Here is a 19,900-nt window from a genome sequence, read left to right as displayed (position 1 = left end):
TACCACCTGAATCCTCGTCAACTAAAAAGAAGTAATATGAGAAAAGATTTCAAGAACTTAGATATATATGCCGCATTCCAGCCCGTGAACGGTGCTGAGTGGCAAAAGGCTAACGGCATCCATGCTGACTGGAAAACGCCGGAACACATCGAAGTGAAGCCTGTTTATACGAAAGAAGACCTCGAAGGCATGGAACATCTGGGCTATGCTGCCGGTCTGCCTCCCTATCTGCGCGGCCCGTACTCAGTGATGTACACGTTGCGCCCCTGGACCATCCGCCAGTATGCCGGATTCTCTACGGCCGAAGAGTCGAACGCATTCTATCGCCGCAACCTGGCTTCCGGTCAGAAAGGTTTGTCCGTAGCCTTCGACTTGGCTACGCACCGCGGTTACGACCCCGACCACGAACGTGTGGTAGGCGACGTAGGTAAAGCCGGTGTGTCTATTTGCTCATTGGAAAACATGAAGGTGCTCTTTGATGGTATTCCCTTGAACAAGATGTCCGTCTCAATGACGATGAACGGTGCCGTGCTTCCGGTGCTTGCCTTCTACATCAATGCCGGCCTGGAGCAAGGTGCCAAACTGGAGGAAATGGCCGGTACGATCCAGAACGATATCCTGAAAGAGTTTATGGTGCGCAACACCTATATCTATCCGCCTGCATTCTCCATGAAGATCATCTCCGACATCTTTGAATATACTTCACAGAAGATGCCGAAGTTCAATTCGATCTCCATCTCCGGTTATCACATGCAGGAAGCCGGTGCTACGGCCGATATTGAGCTGGCCTACACCTTGGCGGACGGTCTCGAATACCTCCGTGCCGGTGTTGCGGCGGGTATCGACATTGATGCTTTCGCTCCGCGCCTCTCCTTCTTCTGGGCTATCGGAACCAACCACTTCATGGAAATAGCCAAGATGCGTGCCGCACGTATGCTGTGGGCGAAGATCGTGAAACAGTTCAATCCGAAGAACCCGAAATCCCTTGCCCTGCGTACCCACTCCCAGACCTCCGGTTGGTCACTGACCGAGCAAGACCCCTTCAACAATGTAGGTCGTACTTGTATCGAGGCTATGGCTGCTGCATTGGGACACACGCAGTCTCTGCATACCAATGCTTTGGATGAGGCGATCGCATTGCCCACCGACTTCTCAGCACGTATTGCCCGCAACACTCAGATTTACATCCAGGAAGAGACGTACATCTGCAAGAATGTCGACCCGTGGGGTGGCTCCTACTATGTAGAGACGCTGACCAACGAATTGGCTCACAAGGCTTGGGAGCTGATTCAGGAAGTAGAAAAGCTGGGCGGTATGGCAAAAGCCATCGAAACCGGTATTCCCAAGATGCGTATCGAAGAGGCTGCCGCACGTACACAGGCACGTATCGACTCCGGTTCGCAGACCATTGTCGGTGTGAATAAGTACAGGTTGGAGAAGGAAGCTCCGATTGACATCCTTGAAATCGATAATACGGCAGTCCGTCAGGAGCAGATAGCCAACCTGAAGGTATTGAAGGAAGGTCGTGACGAGGCCGCTGTGCAGAAAGCACTGGATGCCATCACCAAGTGTGTAGAGACAAAGGAGGGCAACTTGCTCGAACTTGCCGTCGAGGCTGCCCGCGTTCGCGCAACGCTGGGTGAGATCTCCTATGCTTGTGAGAAGATTGTAGGACGTTATAAAGCAGTAATCAGAACTATTTCAGGCGTGTATTCATCAGAGAGTAAGAACGACAGCGACTTCAAGCGTGCCTGCGAGCTGGCAGAGAAGTTCGCAAAGAAAGAGGGACGTCAACCTCGCATCATGATAGCGAAAATGGGACAGGACGGTCATGACCGTGGTGCCAAAGTGGTTGCAACCGGTTATGCCGACTGTGGTTTCGATGTCGACATGGGACCTTTGTTCCAGACACCTGCCGAAGCTGCCCGCGAAGCAGTTGAAAATGATGTTCACGTAGTGGGTGTTTCTTCACTGGCTGCCGGACATAAGACGTTGATTCCGCAGATTATTGACGAACTGAAGAAACTGGGACGCGAGGACATCATCGTCATTGCCGGTGGTGTGATTCCTGCCCAAGATTATGATTTCTTGTACAGGGCCGGCGTAGCTGCCATCTTCGGCCCCGGTTCTCCGGTAGCTAAGGCTGCTTGCCAGATTCTGGAAATCCTGATGGAAGAAGAATAAAAGGATAGACCGAAATATTAAGAAAGGGCGGCATGTATTTACATATCCGCCCTTTCTTATTAAATTATGTTATTAAACATGCTTTTTTTTCTTGGATAATTTGCAAGTTCGCTAAAAGTCCGTACATTTGCACTGTGTTTTTCATAGTATTAGATTTAAGGTTAACAAAGGTTGGAGTACAGCGGTACTCCTTTTTTTATGCCTGTATGTGAAGTATTATCAGTTGTCTTCATCGGTTTCTTCGGTCAGCAATTCCAGCAACTCTTTTTCTGTCAGTTTGTGGCTTATATTGTTGCCTTCTATCAGCGAGTCGGCAAGGTTGCGTTTGGTGTGGTGCAGGCGCAATATCTTTTCCTCGATGGTGTGTTGGGCAATGAGGTGGTAGACGGTCACTTTCTTTTGTTGCCCGATACGGTAGGCGCGGTCGGTAGCCTGTTGCTCGATAGCAGGATTCCACCAAGGGTCCAGGTGAATGACGTAGTTGGCACCGGTCAGGTTCAATCCCAGTCCTCCGGCTTTCAGGCTGATAAGGAACAGCGGGCATTCTCCTTGCTGGAACTGCTTGACCATCTTTTCCCGTTGCTTCATGTTGGTGGAGCCGTCTAGGTAAAGGTACTTTTCGTTTGCTTCGTCAAGTGTCCGGCGTACCAGCTCCAAGAACGAGGTGAATTGGCTGAATATCAGTACACGGTTGTTCCCTTCTTTAATTTCGTTGATGAGGCTGACGAGCATCTGTATTTTGGAGCAGGACGTTCCTAATGCCGGGTTGGTCAGATACATGGCACAGGCGGCCTGGCGCAAACGGGTGATTGCTGCCAGAGTGCTGACATTGACACCGCTTGTCGTCTCAATTTCTTTTTTGGCTTCGAGCCGTAGGGCTTCATATATTGACATTTCTTTTTCGGATAGTTCCACAGGTAGGATGATTTCCATTTTGTCGGGAAGTTCTTCCAATACTTCTGTTTTGGTGCGGCGTAGCATGAAGGGGCTTACGATGCGTTTTAGTTGACGCTGCTTTTCTTTGTTTCCTTCTTGTTCGATGGGGGTGATGTATTTGCGGCTGAACTGTTCGTAACTACCCAACATGCCGGGTGTGATGAATGCAAACAGGTTCCACAGTTCGCTGAGGTGGTTTTGTATGGGTGTACCGGTCAGTATTAGTTTGTTGTCAGCTTGCAAGCGCATGGCTACTTTGGACATTTTGGTATCCCGGTTCTTGATGGTATGGGCTTCATCAAGACAGACGACATTCCATTTTTTCGAGACAAGCGCTTCTTCTTCCGTCACCAAGAGGCCGTAGGTGGAGAGTATCACGCTGCCGCCCGCTTCGGTATCTATCAGTGTCCGGCGGTCGGTGCTTTCATTGAGTATGGATATTTTCAGGGTGGGGGCGAAGCGTTGCAGTTCGTTTCTCCAGTTGGGGATGACCGATGCCGGTGCAATCACAAGCGAGGCTCCTTCATTCGCTTTGTATAGTAAGAAGGCGATGGTTTGTATCGTCTTTCCCAAACCCATGTCGTCGGCGAGACAGGCACCAGCTCCCCAGCTGTTCAGCCGTACGATCCATTGGAACCCGTCTTCCTGGTAGTTACGCAAAGAAGCTTGCAGGGTAGTAGGGACTTCCGGAGCAAGTTTCAAACTTTTCCGTATCTTCTTGCGGAGGGTATCGACCGATTTGTCGCATTCTATTTTCAGTTCTCCTTCCAAGGCTTCGCCTAATAGGCCGGCATTGAAACCGGAGATTTTCATTTTGCCACGTTCTTTGATGGAGAGTGCTTCCAGCTTCTGCAACTGTTTCCGCAACATGTCATCCAGTTTTAGGTAATCTGTTTCGTTCAGCCGGATGTATTTGGCAGGAGCATTCCCTAATATTTCCAACAGTTGGGCCGCACTCAACACGGTTTGTTCGTCTATGCGTATCTCGCCTTCCACTTCAAACCAGTTACCTTTTGCCTTCAGGCTGATACTACAGTCGGAGGAAGATAGAAAAGTGTGTAAATTCAATTTTTTTTCCTCCGGCCATTCTATGAAATAGGTGTCTGGGGCTTGTCGGACAAATTCCAGCATGTCAAGCATCTCATGGATATATAACATATTGTTGCTGAACCCGTTGAAACTTCTGTCGAAGGCATCTTCCATGAAGTTGTTCAGGGCTTCGTAGTTTTTCCATTCTTGAGTGAGTTGCCGTTTCACTTGCAGGCGTTTCCCGTCGGCTTCGTCAAATATGACGGATGCTCCTTTTCCGGGTGCAAATGTTTTCTGTCCGCCCGACAGCGGCCTTACGCAGAAGGTCATGCAGAAACATTCGCTCTCCGGAGCCACTTGCAGGCAGATGCTTGCGCTTCCATTTACGCTCTCTAATGTGGAGCCGTTTTCCAACAAAGGGGAATGTACCTCTACTGTCTTGCTGATTTGGGGCAGGAATGCCTTCAAGGCTTGCTCGGCTTCGGGAGGAAAGGTACCTACATTCATCAGGCGCTTATAGTAGTTCCACTGTTTGTTGGTAATGGGAATTACGGTGTATAGGGTGTCCGATTCCTTCAGTATAATGTGTTCCTTTATACTTCCATTGATTTTGGACAGCGGAATGTTGGATGACACGGCGAATCCTTCCGCGGTTTGGGTGATGTACAAGTATGGTTTCTCTTCTCTGACGGTAACGGGGGTGAAGGGGGCATAATATCCGGTGAACACCCGGTCAGAGCCGACCAGGGCGGGCAGGATGTCTTCTATGGAGAACATATAGCTTTTTCTCTTAAGCAACAGGTTCCAGACTTTATGGTCCGTTTCGTCCATCAGTTTGGAACCTTCTGCTAAGTATCGTGCTTCTGATATGGTCTTTCCGCTGCTCCATGCACCCGATTTCAAGATGCCTTGTTCGCGTATTTCCACGAGGTTTGATCCTCTGATAAGATATGCGATACGTCCCTCTTTGGATCCTTTGCCTGTGTGTTGTTCCTGTTCCTTTTTCAGGATGTTCTCTATTACGATTTCCCAAGGCTGCTTTCGGGGTATGGAAGTCAGGGCGGGAGCATCCCCGTAGGCATCGGCCAGCATCTTCCTTTCTTCTTGTGACAGGGGTAGGTAGGCAGAGAGTTCGTGCCTGTAGATGGCTTGTTGGGGAATTATTTTGCTTTGCCCGTCCGGAATCTCGATGGATTTCAGTCCGAAGTATTTGCAGAACAGATATCCCATGTGCTTGGTAGCAGGGGAAGCGACAAGGTGGTATTTGTCTTCTGTGAATATGTGCTCCACAAGATATGGCTGGGCTTCTACTTTTTCGTTGCAGAAAGCATCTGCGACGATGAGTGCCGACAGCATCTCGGGATTACTCTTTGTGTCATTCTTCTTCAAGAACTGTTCCAGCTTCTTCATGCTGCCGGACGAACCTTCGTGCACGTAGTTCATCATCAGAAAATAGCAGTTCAGGAAGTTGTCGAATATGTTTTTCTCCTTTGCTTCTTTATTGCGTATTTTCAGTGCTTTGTCAAAGAAGGCCGTTGCTTCTTTGTACTTTTGTGCATGCATGGCGCGGACACCTTCGAGTATTATCCCGAACAGGGTTTGCGGCTTTTCCTTCGATGGCGCATATTCTCCGTGCGAATAATATCGATATAAGGCAAGTGCCTCTTTCAACAGTTCCCTATTGGTCGGCGACAACGTTTTCTGTTCGAGCAACATCGGCATCATGTTTTCAGAGTCAAGCAGGTCGTTTTTCTGCATATAGACTAATAAGGAGAGGAATGTATGGCAGAACATTTCTTCGTTCATGCCGGATATCAGTTGCATGAATGAAGGCTCAAAGGCTACGGGAAGCAAGCGGGGAACCAGTTGTAGGAAAGGAAACGTGCCGTTTATCTGTTCCTTTTTCCCTTGGATGTTTGCCTGGAGGTATTGGGAGATACAGGTGGAGAAAGTATTCCGTTTGATTTTCATGTCCTCGAACTCGGCAAACCATTCCGGTTGCTGGGTTATCAGGAAGTGTAGTACGGTGAGATAGGATTCGATGGAAATCTGATATGTATATTTCCTTGTCTGCCAATTATAGTTATATAGAGTTAGGAATGAAAGATTTATCAGTTTTTTGACGCTTTCATCCGGATTTATGTTATGCTTTTGTTGGAGGGAACTGAAAAGAACCAAATGCTTGTCCGTAACTTCGTCGCCTATGTAGGCATAGAAGCATAATAATTTTTTTTCGTAGGGTTTTAATATTTTAATTTGGTTATGGTCAACTTTAAGTATCAGGTTCTTCTGCATGTTGTTGTAATGTTGCTATTAGGGTATATATATACTGGACGAAACAGGTTCTTTTCCAAAGTTTTTGCAAAAATAGTGATTTACTTTATACTTCGTGTCTGTCTGGGATGAAAAAGGTACTTTATGCAAATAAATTTGCTTCTGTTTGTGGATTGCATTACTTTTGCTCCGTTAAAATGAAGATGAAATGATAGTTTGTATTGCCGAAAAGCCCTCTGTGGCACGTGATATAGCCGATGTATTGGGAGCGAAAGAGAAGAAGGACGGATACATCGAAGGAAACGGATACCAGGTGACTTGGACGTTCGGACACCTCTGTACACTGAAAGAACCGCATGAATATACGCCTAACTGGAAAGCATGGAGCTTAGGAAGCCTGCCCATGATACCGCCCCGTTTCGGCATCAAACTGATCAGTAACCCTACTTACGAACGGCAGTTCCACACGATAGAAACCCTTATGCAGAAAGCCGACATGATCATAAACTGTGGTGATGCCGGTCAAGAGGGAGAGCTGATTCAACGTTGGGTGATGCAGAAAGCCGGAGCACGCTGTCCGGTGAAGCGACTATGGATCTCTTCGTTGACGGAAGAGGCTATTCGTGAGGGGTTTGCCAAGTTGAAAGATGCTTCCGACTTCCAGCCCCTGTATGAAGCAGGACTGTCGCGCGCCATCGGCGACTGGCTGTTGGGGATGAATGCTACGCGCCTCTACACCATGAAGTACGGGCAGAACAAGCAGGTGCTTTCCATCGGACGTGTACAGACACCCACGCTTGCGCTTATCGTAAACCGGCAGCTGGAGATACAGAACTTCGTGCCCAAGCAGTATTGGGAACTGAAGACCGTGTACCGCGATACCACCTTCGCCGCCCTCATCAGGAAGAGCGAGGAAGAACTGATTCTGGAAGCAGAAAAGAACAAGGAGGCCATTGCCGCCGGAAAGAAGCCCAAGAAAGAGGAAGAAAACCGGGGAATAGACCCCATCACCAGCCAGGAACAGGGGATGGCTTTGTTGGAACAGATCAAGAATTCTCCCTTTACGATTACGAACGTAACCAAGAAGGAAGGCAAGGAAGCGCCGCCCCGATTGTTCGACCTGACCTCCTTGCAGGTGGAATGTAACAAGAAGTTCGCTTATTCCGCCGATGAGACATTGAAGATTATCCAGTCGCTCTACGAAAAGAAGGTCGCCACTTACCCGCGTGTGGATACTACTTTCCTTAGCGATGATATTTATCCCAAGTGCCCGGGCATACTGAAAGGGTTACGTGATTATGAAGCCTTTACGAAACCTCTGGAAGGAACCGTCCTGCTGAAGTCGAAGAAGGTGTTCGATAATTCCAAGGTCACCGACCACCATGCCATCATTCCCACCGGGCAATATCCTCAGAACCTGACAGACATGGAACGCCGGGTATTCGACCTCATTGCACGCCGCTTCATAGCCGTGTTCTATCCTGATTGTAAGTTTGCTACGACTACGGTGATGGGTGTAGTGGAAGAGATTGAATTTAAGGCTACCGGTAAACAAATTTTGGCTCCGGGGTGGAGAGTTCTCTTCGGCACTCCGGGTGTGCAGTCGCCGGAAGAGAAAGAGGAAAAGGCGGGCGATGAAGAGAAAGTGCTGCCGCAATTTGTAAAGGGCGAGAGCGGACCTCATGTCCCCAGTTTGTATGAGAAATGGACGCAGCCTCCTCGTCCCTATACGGAGGCAACCTTGCTGCGTGCTATGGAGACGGCAGGTAAGTTGGTAGATAACGATGAATTGCGCGATGCGTTGAAAGAGAACGGTATCGGTCGCCCGTCTACCCGTGCTGCCATCATCGAAACGCTCTTCAAGCGGAATTATATCCGCAAGGAGAAGAAGAACCTGATTGCCACACCTACCGGAGTGGAGTTGATTCAGATTATCCACGAAGAATTGCTGAAATCGGCAGAACTGACGGGTATCTGGGAAAAGAAACTGCGCGAGATTGAAAGAAAGACATACAATGCCGCCCAGTTCCTGGAAGAGCTGAAACAGATGGTTTCGGAAATTGTGATGAGTGTGCTTTCCGACAATACGAACCGGCATATCACGATTGAGCAAGCGGTTCAGGAAGCATCGGCCACCGGCAAGAAGCGGGGCGGGAAAACGGCTAAAGAACAAACGGAACCGAAGCCCAAACGGGAAAGCAAACCGCGCAAGAAGAAAACAGAGGCAAAGGCGGATACACCGGTGACGGAAGGACAACCCTGTCCGTTGTGTGGGAAGGGTACAGTGATCAAAGGAAAGACAGCTTACGGATGTTCCGAATGGAGGAGTGGATGCACCTTCCGTAAGCCGTTTGAATAGCTCCCGGTAAGTTATGCGAACGTATATACATAAGTCGTTCTACTCTCTTCTGGTTTGCCTCCTGCTGTTCTCTTCCTGCGGGGCGGGACGGAGCCTGAAGCAAGCGGAACAGAGTTATGCCCAGGGAGAATATTTCGATGCAGCCCGGCATTATAAGCAGGCTTATGCCCGTACCTCCCCAAAAGACCGTCCGCGCCGTGCCGTTCTGGCTTATAAACAGGGCGACTGCTACCGGCGCATAAACTATACGCTGAAAGCCAAAGCGGCTTATGCGAATGCCGTTCGTTACCATTATCTGGACACTGTAGCTCATTTCTACTTGGCAGAGATGCTCCGTAAGAATGGGGAATATGCCGCCGCCATACCTTATTATGAGAACTACCTTACTTATGCGCAACGTCTTTCCGACAACAGGAAGCCCGCAAACATCAGAAAGGAGGTAGCCGACACACTAGCATCGGCAGGACTTGCTTCCTGCCGGCTGGCGCAAGAGTGGAAAAAACATCCCACCCGCCACATCGTGAAGCGTGTTCCGGTCTTCGCCTCCCGCCGTAGCGATTATTCCCCCATGTATGCAGGTGATGATGCCGGGATCTTATACTTCACCTCTACCCGCAATGAAGCGAAGGGGACCGACCTGAACGGCATCACCGGAATGAAGAGTGCCGATATATTCCATTCCAAGCAGAATGAAAAGAAACAGTGGCAGAAGCCTGAGCCGCTTGCTTCCGAAGTGAACAGCGAGTTTGAGGACGGTGCCTGCTCTTTTTCGGCAGACGGCAAGACGATGTATTTCACCCGTTGCCGGACATTGCCCGATGCGCCTGCCTATGCCGAGATTTACGTTTCCCAGCGTGCCGGTGCCGAATGGGGGGCGCCCCAGAAGTGCGTTATAATGAATGATACCCTTTCATCGGTAGCCCATCCGGCTCTCTCTCCGGCAGGCGACTACCTCTATTTTGTATCGGATATGCCGGGTGGTTACGGTGGTTTGGACGTGTGGCGTATCAATGTAACTCGTGACGGCTGGGGGTATGTGGACAATCTGGGTCCCGAAATCAATACCTCCGGTAACGAAATGTTCCCTTCTTTTGCACCGGACGGAACGCTCTACTTCTCTTCCGACGGACATCCCGGAATGGGTGGGTTGGATATCTTCCGTGCAGTCCGGGACACCTTGACCGATAAGTGGCACGTGGAGAATATGCGTTCTCCTGTCAATTCTCCGGCAGATGATTTCGGCATGACCTTCGAACCGGAAGCACCCAATCGGGGTTTCTTTTCTTCCAATCGTGGCGACGCACGGGGATGGGATCATATTTTCAGTTTCGAGTATCCCGAAGTGCATCATGTGCTGAAAGGACTGGTGTACGATAAGGAAGGTGATGCATTACCCAGTGCCCTTGTCACACTGGTAGGCGACGATGGCACTTACCTGAAAATCAATGTCAAGAAAGACGGTACTTTCACCCAGGAGCTGAATCCGGGACACCGTTATGCCTTGTTGGCTTCTTGCCGTGGTTATCTGAACAGCCGGGAAGAGATGCGGACGGAGAATGTGGATGAAAACCGGCACTATCAGTTGGAGTTTGCTTTGGCTTCCATCACCCGCCCGGTACTGATAGAGAATATTTTCTACGAGTTTGACCGTGCCGATCTGACACCAGAGTCTGCCGTGGCTTTGGATGAACTGATAGCCCTGCTGAATGATAATCCGAGCGTCACTATCGAGTTGGCGTCACATTGCGACTATAAGGGGAATGATGATTACAACTTGCGCTTGTCGCAACGTAGGGCGGAATCGGTGGTGCGTTATCTCATCAAAGGAGGCATAGACTCGGAGCGTCTGACTGCCAAGGGATATGGCGAACAACAACCGAAGACGGTCACCAGGTTTACGCTCCAGTCGGCACCCTTCTTGAAAGAGGGGGATGTTTTGACGGAAGAGTTCATAAAAAATCTCCCGCCGGAACAGCAGGAGATTTGTAATGCGGTGAACCGTCGCACGGAGTTCAAAGTCTTGCGGACGACCTATACGAAATGACCGGTTGTCATTCGTAGTTCAAGTGGAATACCGTTACGGCTTCGATTCCTTTCCGTAAGATATCCAGCGGCATGTTCTCATTGGGCGAGTGGATGGCATTTGACTCCAGTCCGAAGCCCATCAGTACGGTCTTGATGCCCAACACCTGTTCGAACGTAGAGATGATAGGTATGCTTCCTCCACGCCGTACGGCAAGCGGCTTTTTCCCGAACGCCTGTTCAAAACCCTTTTCAGCAGCCTGGTAGGCGGGCAGGGTGATGGGGCATACGTATCCTTGTCCGCCGTGCATGGGGGTGACTTTCACCTTCACGGTGTCCGGGGCGATGTTCATGATGTAGTCGGCAAACAGGCGCGATATCTTGTGATGGTCCTGATGGGGTACCAACCGGCAGGAAACTTTTGCCGTTGCTTTAGACGGGAGCACGGTCTTCGAGCCTTCGCCCGTATATCCGCCCCAGATGCCGCAGACATCAAACGAAGGACGGCAGCTGTTGCGTTCCAGTGTACTGTATCCCTTCTCGCCGGACAATGCATTTACACCGATGGCGGCTTTGTATTTCTCTTCATCAAACGGGATATGGGCTATCATGTCGCGTTCTGCCTGGGGCACTTCCTCTACGTCGTCATAGAAACCGGGCACTGTGATGCGTCCGTCTGCGTCTACTACCTGGGAAATTATGCCACACAGTACATTGATGGGGTTGGCAACGGCACCTCCGAAGTGTCCAGAATGCAGGTCACGGTTAGGCCCGGTAACTTCTATCTCCCAGTATGCCAGTCCACGGAGTCCGGTTGTCAGCGAGGGGAGGTCGGCACCCAGCATGCTGGTGTCCGATACCAAGATGACGTCTGCTTTCAGTAACTCTTTATGGGCTTGGCAGAAAGCTTCCAGACTGGGCGATCCGATTTCTTCTTCGCCTTCAAAGATGAATTTGATGTTATGCTTCAACAGACCGTGTTTTACCAGGTATTCGAATGCTTTTACTTGGATGAAGGCTTGTCCTTTGTCATCATCCGCACCGCGTGCCCAGATGCGTCCGTCCCGTATCTCCGGTTCAAAAGGTTCGCTTTTCCACAGTTCCAACGGTTCGGCGGGCATGACGTCGTAGTGGGCATATATCAGTACGGTCTTTGCTGCCGGGTCTACTATCTTCTGCCCGAACACAATCGGATTACCTGCCGACGGCATGACCACAGCTTCATCTGCTCCGGCTTCGAGCAGCAATTGTGCCCAGTGTTCTGCACATGTCAGCATGTAGTGGTGGTGATCCGGTTTCGCACTGATGCTCGGTATACGGATGAGGCTGAAAAGTTCTTCCAGCATTTTGGGTTCGTTCTCTGAGATGTATTTCTGTATTTCGTTCATAATAATATAAGGTGTGATAATTATTCTTTTATAATTGCGTGGTGCGATCTATCAGATAGAAGTCTAATATGGTCAGTGCCGCCATGGCTTCAACGATGGGGACGGCTCGCGGCAATACACACGGGTCGTGGCGTCCACGGGCTTTCAGGGTGGTATCCACGCCGTTAATGTTGACTGTGTGCTGTTCCATGAGCACGGTTGCTACGGGCTTGAATGCTACACGGAAGAAGATATCCTGTCCGTTGCTGATTCCGCCTTGTATGCCGCCTGAGTGGTTGGTGCGGGTTTCGATGTGTCCGCCATTGTTGAAGAAGACATCGTTCTGTTCCGAGCCTTTTTGCTTCAGTCCTTTGAAGCCGTCGCCGTATTCAAATGCCTTGGCGGCATTGATACTGAGCATGCCCGAGGCGAGTGCGGCATGCAACTTGCCGAATACCGGCTGTCCCAGTCCGATGGGGCATCCTTTGATGACACAGGTCACTACGCCGCCGATGGTGTCTCCCTCTTCTTTCACTTTGAGTATCAGTTCTTCCATCTCCTTTGCCTTATCCGGATCCGGGCAGCGGACAGGATTCGTATCGATCAGGCTGAGGTCGTAGGCAGTATAGTTCTCTTCCAGGCGGACCGAGCCTACCTGCGAGGTATAGGCCGTGATGCGTATGCCCAGTTGCCGGAGTGCCAGTTTGGCAAGGGCGCCGGCTACGACGCGTGAGATGGTCTCGCGTGCCGAAGAGCGTCCTCCGCCCCGATGGTCACGGATTCCATATTTCACCTTATATGTATAGTCTGCATGCGAGGGGCGGTACACCTCTTTCATATTGTCGTAGTCGTTGGAGTGCTGGTTTTGGTTCCATACGATGAATCCGATGGGGCATCCGGTCGATTTTCCCTCGAAGATACCCGATAAGAACTCCACTTTGTCTTCTTCCTTCCGTGCAGTGGTGATGGCAGACTGTCCGGGGCGGCGGCGGTTCAGTTCCGCCTGTACGAAATCCATATCAATGCGTATGCCTGCCGGAAATCCATCGATGACGCCTCCGATACCTTTGCCGTGCGACTCTCCGAAGCTGGTCAGGCGGAGGATGTTGCCAAATGAGTTGAACATAATCTTTTGCTTTAAAGGTTTATATATTAGGTTGATTCATGCCAAATCTTTTGCGTAAAAGTGGTTTGGATGCATAAAGATAAAAAATAGTTGTGGATTATTCTGCATCGGAGGGCGGAAATCTTACTTTTTTATTTTTTCAATGCGTCCTGATTGTAGTCTGTTTCGGCTGGACAAGGGTGAAGATAAAGTATTGCTCTACTTCTGCTTTTTTTATATCACTTTTTATCTCTCACATCTTTCACCTTTTTTAATAAATAGTTGGTTTATAGTGTGTTGTGGTGAAACATGGAGCCTAAAGGAGGAAATTGAAGTTTCAACGTTTGGTTTCAGCCGCAAGTTTCAGCTCAATTCTTTGTTAATCCAATTGTTAGTCCAAGGCTGAAAGAACTGAAGGATGAAATGTAGTATGCAAGAAAAGCAGGTGTTTATAGAGGCAGAATGAGAAGTAATGAAAAGCATCATAACATTACTTGTAATGCTACATAACATTACTTGTAATGCTCCATAACATTACTTGTTATACCTCATAACATTATTTGTTATATCTCATAACATTATTTGTTATATCTCATAACATTATTTGTTATATCTCATAACATTATTTGTTATTTCCTTGTCACCTTGTTGCCTTTTTTTTACGAAAGTTGAGCTTGCACTTTGGCGTACCTGAAGGTCACGTTTAGACTGCTAAACCTTAACATTAGATACTTAATCCTCTCTTTTGACCATAAGGACATTTGTTTGTCGTTATTCAAGATGTTTCACCATAAATGTCTGTATAATATATGATTAACGGTTGGGTGAAAGATGTGAGGGATGAAATACGATGTTTTTTGGTTCTTCGTCACTTTTGGGGCAGTTCATGTGTTAAAGCTAGTAAATTTATTGCCTAACAAGGTAATGCTTGTCCTATTGAACATGTGTCTTTTGATAGCTTTAATTTTATTCCCTTAAATAAGCTGGTATAGTCTATAGATAAAGGTGTTTAGTATATTTTACTGCCCCAAAAGTGACGAAGAACCTGTTTTTTCTACTGTATAGTGAAATCTTATCCGTACATTCTATTACATTATGCAGTATTGATTACCTTTACACCGTAATTTAGTCTATCCATTAGGGCGAAATCTCCATAAATAAACAGGAAAAATCGTCCTTCTTCTTAAAAAAAGAACAGCAAAACTTTAGAATAGACCTTGCATGTTGTATTTAAAAGCTGTTACTTTGCACCCGAATTTTTGTATTTATTAAAAATATGTCTTTTCTCGATAGAGTGAGAGAAACAGACTGATTAAATTTAGAAAATTATGAAAAAAAGTTTGTTTTACTTGGTTGCACTGATTTGTTCAGTGAGTTTGTTTACTTCCTGTAAGGATGACGATGATGATATTATCAACAGCCCTTGGACAGGAACTTATGAATTGGCAGATTATACGGCTGTAGATTATACATGGTCTGAGACGGAAGTGAAGAATTGGCCAGCTACAAGTGCATTGTATACAGATTGGCAGTTTACAGGTATCGATGCTTATCCGGAATTTTTGTCTGCATTGTTTAGACATTTGGGAGGAGCTATTTTGCCTCAAGTTTTGAATACAATCACTTTAGATAACAGAGGAAACATTATAGCTGATTATGTCGATAAACCAGAAGTGGTAATGGATCCCAGTTCAATAATGGGTATATTCTTTGGTAGTGGATTTCCTACAGCAAGTGATGTAAAGACTAATTTTGCTACAAGTGGTTTTTCCACTTCTCCTAAGGGGCTTGCTACTTGGAGTGAAAGCAATGGGAAATTTACTGTGAAACTGGATATTCAAGCTATTTTGGGAACTGCAACAGGAGAGGATGTCAGTGGCTTGGGTGATATTATAAATACTGTGTTGAATTCAGATCCTGCCACTATAAAGGCTTTGCTGGGTAATATGCTTGGTGCTGACATTAGCGGCATTCAAGATGCTACTATCAACCAGTTGTTGGGTTGGGTGAAAAACGGTGTCCCCATGAATATAAAGACAGCTGCAAACGGGCATGTTTATATCTATTTGGATAAAAGTGCTTTTGACAATTTGTTTACGTTGCGTGAAACAGGTGAGATTAATGATTTTGGAGATCCGGAAATGATAAATGATTTAATGATTTTGTGGGGGGCATTGAGTAGTGCTGGAATAATACCACAAGAAGCTGTAGCAGCTGGACTTTTCATTAATATGATGGGAGCATACTGGAGCGTTACTACAAGTTTTGAATTGGGATTGGATTTGGTGAAAATCTAAAATAGGATTAAAGGATTTTACTAATTTAATGATATTTGTGCTCGGTATTATATCCAATAGTACCGGGCATGTTTTTTATAGAAATCTGTCTGATATTTAGCATAAGGAAGGCGAAAAGTAGAAAAAATACTTATTTTTTTGCAGTGATAGATGTTTTTTCGTAATATTGTCTTTTGTAAATGTGTGAATGCATGCGAAAAGAGAAAATCAAAGTTCAAAAAATGAGAATGAAAGTATGAACGAATCCATTTATATAAAAGACATAGGACCTCTTCGTCATATTGAATTGGATGACATAAAGCCGCTTACTATTATTATAGGAGAGTCGGCAAGTGGAAAAAGTACATTGATGAAGATACTTGCGCAGTTCCGTTACTTTTATAAGATGGCTGTGATAAGTTCGTGGCTGAAGAACGCTAATGTAAAAGGTACTTATTTTGAAAACGAAGTATCTGAATATTGGAAACGTGCAGGACTGGAAGAAATGTTGAAACCTTCGTCTGCTGTGCTTTATAGGGTCAAAGTCAATGGAAACAGTTATGAGCTCAGTTATAAGAACGGAATTCTATCGGCATTTCCCGTTATACCGAACGAAGACCTGCAATTCTTTAAGATTTCGTTTATCTCAGAGAACCGCAGTGTAATACCCGACTGGAGTAAAAATGGTGCATCCAATGCCGGCTTCGGTGCCAAACTCGGATTTTATTTCCACGAAACATTCCACGATTTTAATAAGGCGACCGACATGCTGCAAGATATTCCTTTGGAACATTTGGCTATGCGTTTGCAGGTAACCAAAGAAGGTGGCAAGAAAAGATATACAATAAAACCGGATGACGGCAGCTATACTCCAATGAAACTGGAGAACGCTTCTTCGGGAGTACAGACTTCTTCATCACTGGTGACTATTTCCCAATATATGGCGCATCATTTCTCGTTTAAGGATGCTTTCAAACGTGCTACTTTCGACTTCCTGTACAATTCTGACAGATTGGAAGAGTTTAATTCCAGCTTTGACATCTCGAAGATGAAAAGATGGGTGCATTTGCATGCAGAAGAGGCGGAACTATGTCTGTTCCCAGATGCACAGCGTGCTTTGGTTGATGCTTTGGTGAAAATTTGCTTCATCAACCATGAGGAAGATCGGCAATTGACGTTGATGGTCACAACTCACAGTCCGTATATCATCAATCACTTGAATGTAATGTTGCGTCGCCACCGATACCATTCGGAGAAGCCTGGCATAGAATCTGAAAAATTGGGCGTATTTCGAATCAAAGACGGTACTTTGCAGGATTTAGTGGGAAGGGACATGCATACGGGAGAGGTCGTTATAAACACACTCGACATGTCCGAAACGATGAGGGATATCTACCAGGAGTATATGGCATTGACCGGAACGGAAGACAGGAAGCTGTGATGAAAGATTTGTTAGAGAAAGACTTTATTAGGCATTATGGTGTTGTCCGGATGGTTAAAGTCAATGCTGTTAGCTATAATGCTGACTTTACCTTGAGTGATGAAAAAGCCTGTATTGCTTGTGTAAAGAAAGGGGTGGATACAGTTTGCAATAAGCACGAGGTGGTTAAGTTTGGATGTGAGGGGAAGGAGGCTATTGTGATAGATTATGAAGGATTCATCAACAGTTTGGCTGGAACCAAGGCGGGAACTGGAAGGAAGTGCGATAATATCGTATATACATCGGACAAGGAAAAATTTTTGTTGAATGAATTGACGTGTTCACAATCCAAATATATAGAGGCATATACTGCAAATGGAAAAGACCAGCCGGGTAAACGTGCTACTGCTGTAAAGCAGCTCAATGAAGCGATAGGTAAATTGTGTGCCGTACCTGCAATAGATACATTTATCCAATCGTTTAATCAAAATGTGGGATTGTTTGCTTATAGATTGAAGCCTATGTCTGCTGTCGAAAAAGAGCAAGACAATAAGGCTGTGGAGGCTATTCGTGATTTTCTTCTACCATTGTCTGCTACTCCAATGATACAGACTGATAAAGGGCTGGATAAAGGGTTTGTATTTGTACAAATGATGTATCCTGATGTCTATTATTTGTGATTTATTATAAATCATCTTATATATTGAATAAAGCAATCCATTTGCACATAAATGTAGTTAAGAATAATATTCAGGTAAATATTTTCTATAAAATAAGAATCTCCTGACTTAGAACTTAAGGCAGGAGATTCTTATTTATGGTTATATGGTTATCTCAATATGTTTCTGACTGTTTAGAACGAATATCCGAATCCCACATTCAGGTAAATGGGATACATAGCGAAAGTAATGGTATTGAAATCTTTCTGGAAAATATCATTCAAGCCCCAAGTCAGGTCAGCGTAAACGTTCAGATGCTTGAAAGCTCGCCATTCTCCGCCGAACTGTATTCCCCATTGGAATTTGCGCAACTCATGAGAAAAGTCGTACGTTGCAACGCTTTCTCCACTGAAATTAACCCGTGAACCGGTTGGGTCAGGAGTGCGAAGATGTCCCTCGTAAACATGTCCAGAGAAATCACCTTCGAGCAGGTAAGACAGGTAAGGACCGGCAACCAATTTCCAGCGGTTGCTGATTTTGTAGTTAGCCAATATGGGAACTGTCAGATAGGAGTTCTTGACTTTGGTCTTGACTCCTCCAGTCCACAGACCTTCCAATTCACCACCGTTATTATTGATAATCTTCATACCATAATTCTTGACTGTGGCTTCTGTGGTCATGTTCTTGTTTTCTAATCGCAGTCCTAAAGTCAATCCCCATACCTTGTTCTTATTCAGCCACTTGGTTGCATTACCTTCGATAGAGATAGCCATGCCGGGAGCATAACTGTCTATTTTGCGTATTTCTTTGGGAAGTGGTAGCGGGGAAGTACCACCGATGCTGAAGCCTGCTTTCAATGAATATTCCCAACCGTGGAGATAAGACTGGATAATGCTCTGCGTCCGATCTTCTTGGGCGTTAGCGCATGTGGTTCCTACTATCGACAATAGTAACGTAATAAAAATAATGCTATATTTCTTCATAATCATTCTCCTTTTTAGTTCTCTTCGCAACTTAGTTCGACTTCATCTATGTATAGTGTGCTTCCTACTGCTCCTTTGAAGTAGTCTCCATATACGCTGGAAGAAAATACTATACCCAGTTTATACTTACCCTCCTGAAGTTTTTGTTCGTTAATCGTCTTGCCATTTTGGGGTTCGAATGGAATTTTAAATTCGGTCCATTGGTCAGTCTCTAATGCATCTTCGGCTTTTAATTGCGCTAAATAGACCAGCTTGTCCGAAGTCCTGGCATTAGTTCCGTCCAACATGAAGGAGTTGTCTTCCGCCTCGTACATGATAGCATAAATGTCAAACCGGTCTTTCTCGCCACTCTGAACTTCTCCGTTCGCAGTGTAGACGGGGCCAGCTTTGTACTTGTAATATCCTTTTAGTTCTTTGGGATGCTTATAGAACTGGAAGCCGAAAGTCGTAGCTTTCAAGGCTCCTTCTTGTCCGGCTAAAGCCTTGCTTACATCAAAGTTGCCGATAAACAGGTTTCCGGCGGCAATATACATCTTCACCATTGCACCGAAACTACCCGTATCTTTGGTCTCCAGTTTGACGCACTTACCGTTGTATCCGCCGCCTACGTGTACGGTAGGATAATCAGTAGGATTATTAGTCATACCGGTCAATGCGAATCCCGGATTACCACTGGACCATTGCAAAACTTTTGATACACCTTGCGAAGTGCTGGGCGCAAATTCATAGAGGATATGATAAGGAGTTTTTTCAGTGTCCAACAGCCTCTCGAAGTGATAGCTGGTAGGCAATTCGGTCGGTTTGATATTGATGGTGTAGGTGGGTTGATATTCCCCGTCTTCAGAGGTCACGGTAAACATGCGTGAGTTACCCTCTTCGCTAAAGTTGTAGAAATTATCACTGTCACCTTCTTTGCTACTGTTTGGCTTGATGGTAGCTCCTTCCGGTAAGGTAAATATTAACTCTTGTTTGGCAAGGTTTGCTCCTTGGTGTACATAGACATCGACTATTTTTTCGTCTGGATTGATATTTGCCAATTGTACATCGGCACCTGTACAACCATCAATGGCAGCTTCAGAATTAAGTGCTTCCTCTTGTATGCAAGAAGACAACACCAGTGTCACGAAGAAATACGAGGTTAGCGTTTTAATCTTCATTTCATTCAGTTTTGGTTATTAATAATGTAAAAACTCGGCCACAAAGTTAAGTTTCTTTTTTTGAAATAGAAGACTTTGCATCCATATTAAAAACATTTTTTCTAAATTTGTCTCCATTAAAAAGAATTA

At 46.3% G+C, this 19,900-nt stretch carries 11 protein-coding genes; 6 read left to right on the top strand and 5 right to left on the bottom strand.

Annotation, left to right across the window (positions count from 1 at the left end):
- Nucleotides 1-36: 36 nt before the first annotated feature.
- Nucleotides 37-2,184, top strand: a complete 2,148-nt coding sequence (gene scpA / locus QZ323_RS02815; protein WP_294632592.1) for a methylmalonyl-CoA mutase — start codon at nucleotides 37-39, stop codon at nucleotides 2,182-2,184.
- 219 nt (nucleotides 2,185-2,403) lie between these two features.
- Here the strand turns inward: scpA and QZ323_RS02810 are convergent, their stop codons facing one another.
- Complete coding sequence (locus QZ323_RS02810) at nucleotides 2,404-6,444, bottom strand: DEAD/DEAH box helicase (RefSeq protein WP_294632590.1); 4,041 nt, start codon at nucleotides 6,442-6,444, stop codon at nucleotides 2,404-2,406.
- 187 nt (nucleotides 6,445-6,631) lie between these two features.
- Between QZ323_RS02810 and QZ323_RS02805 the strand changes: the two genes are divergently transcribed.
- Together QZ323_RS02805 and QZ323_RS02800 are read left to right on the top strand one after the other, a co-directional pair.
- The gene (locus tag QZ323_RS02805; RefSeq protein ID WP_294632589.1) at nucleotides 6,632-8,782 is read left to right on the top strand and encodes a DNA topoisomerase 3; all 2,151 of its coding nucleotides are present in this window, start codon (nucleotides 6,632-6,634) and stop codon (nucleotides 8,780-8,782) included.
- 13 nt (nucleotides 8,783-8,795) lie between these two features.
- Nucleotides 8,796-10,826, top strand: a complete 2,031-nt coding sequence (locus QZ323_RS02800) for an OmpA family protein (protein ID WP_294632587.1) — start codon at nucleotides 8,796-8,798, stop codon at nucleotides 10,824-10,826.
- 7 nt (nucleotides 10,827-10,833) lie between these two features.
- Here the strand turns inward: QZ323_RS02800 and QZ323_RS02795 are convergent, their stop codons facing one another.
- On the bottom strand, nucleotides 10,834-12,192 hold the full coding sequence (locus QZ323_RS02795) for a dipeptidase (protein WP_294632586.1): 1,359 nt from the start codon (nucleotides 12,190-12,192) through the stop codon (nucleotides 10,834-10,836).
- Nucleotides 12,193-12,220: 28 nt separating this feature from the next.
- Entirely contained in the window at nucleotides 12,221-13,297 is a 1,077-nt protein-coding gene (gene aroC, locus QZ323_RS02790; protein ID WP_294632584.1) for a chorismate synthase, read from the bottom strand.
- A 1,307-nt stretch (nucleotides 13,298-14,604) separates the two neighbouring features.
- On the opposite strand from aroC, the gene QZ323_RS02785 reads away from it, so the two are divergent.
- The 3 genes from QZ323_RS02785 to QZ323_RS02775 all read left to right on the top strand — a co-directional run bounded on the left by QZ323_RS02785 (nucleotide 14,605) and on the right by QZ323_RS02775 (nucleotide 17,652).
- On the top strand, nucleotides 14,605-15,573 hold the full coding sequence (locus QZ323_RS02785; RefSeq protein ID WP_294632583.1) for a DUF4925 domain-containing protein: 969 nt from the start codon (nucleotides 14,605-14,607) through the stop codon (nucleotides 15,571-15,573).
- A gap of 235 nt (nucleotides 15,574-15,808) precedes the next feature.
- The gene (locus QZ323_RS02780) at nucleotides 15,809-16,993 is read left to right on the top strand and encodes an ATP-binding protein (protein ID WP_294632581.1); all 1,185 of its coding nucleotides are present in this window, start codon (nucleotides 15,809-15,811) and stop codon (nucleotides 16,991-16,993) included.
- Nucleotides 16,993-17,652 carry a hypothetical protein gene (locus QZ323_RS02775; RefSeq protein WP_294632580.1) on the top strand — a complete coding sequence of 220 codons (660 nt, stop codon included), beginning with the start codon at nucleotides 16,993-16,995 and terminating at the stop codon, nucleotides 17,650-17,652. Before QZ323_RS02780 ends, QZ323_RS02775 begins: the two co-directional genes overlap by 1 nt.
- Nucleotides 17,653-17,825: 173 nt before the next feature.
- On the opposite strand, the gene QZ323_RS02770 is transcribed toward QZ323_RS02775, so the two are convergent.
- Both QZ323_RS02770 and QZ323_RS02765 read right to left on the bottom strand, forming a co-directional pair.
- Nucleotides 17,826-18,614 (bottom strand): porin family protein, encoded by a 789-nt coding sequence (locus QZ323_RS02770; RefSeq protein WP_294632578.1) that lies wholly within the window; start codon nucleotides 18,612-18,614, stop codon nucleotides 17,826-17,828.
- Between the two features lie 14 nt (nucleotides 18,615-18,628).
- Nucleotides 18,629-19,771, bottom strand: a complete 1,143-nt coding sequence (locus QZ323_RS02765) for a PCMD domain-containing protein (RefSeq protein WP_294632577.1) — start codon at nucleotides 19,769-19,771, stop codon at nucleotides 18,629-18,631.
- Between the last annotated feature and the right edge of the window lie 129 nt (nucleotides 19,772-19,900).

Origin of the sequence: uncultured Bacteroides sp., from assembly GCF_910585845.1 — a bacterium.
Taxonomy (GTDB): Bacteria; Bacteroidota; Bacteroidia; order Bacteroidales; family Bacteroidaceae; genus Bacteroides.
This window is presented reverse-complemented; position numbering and strand designations above follow the sequence as displayed.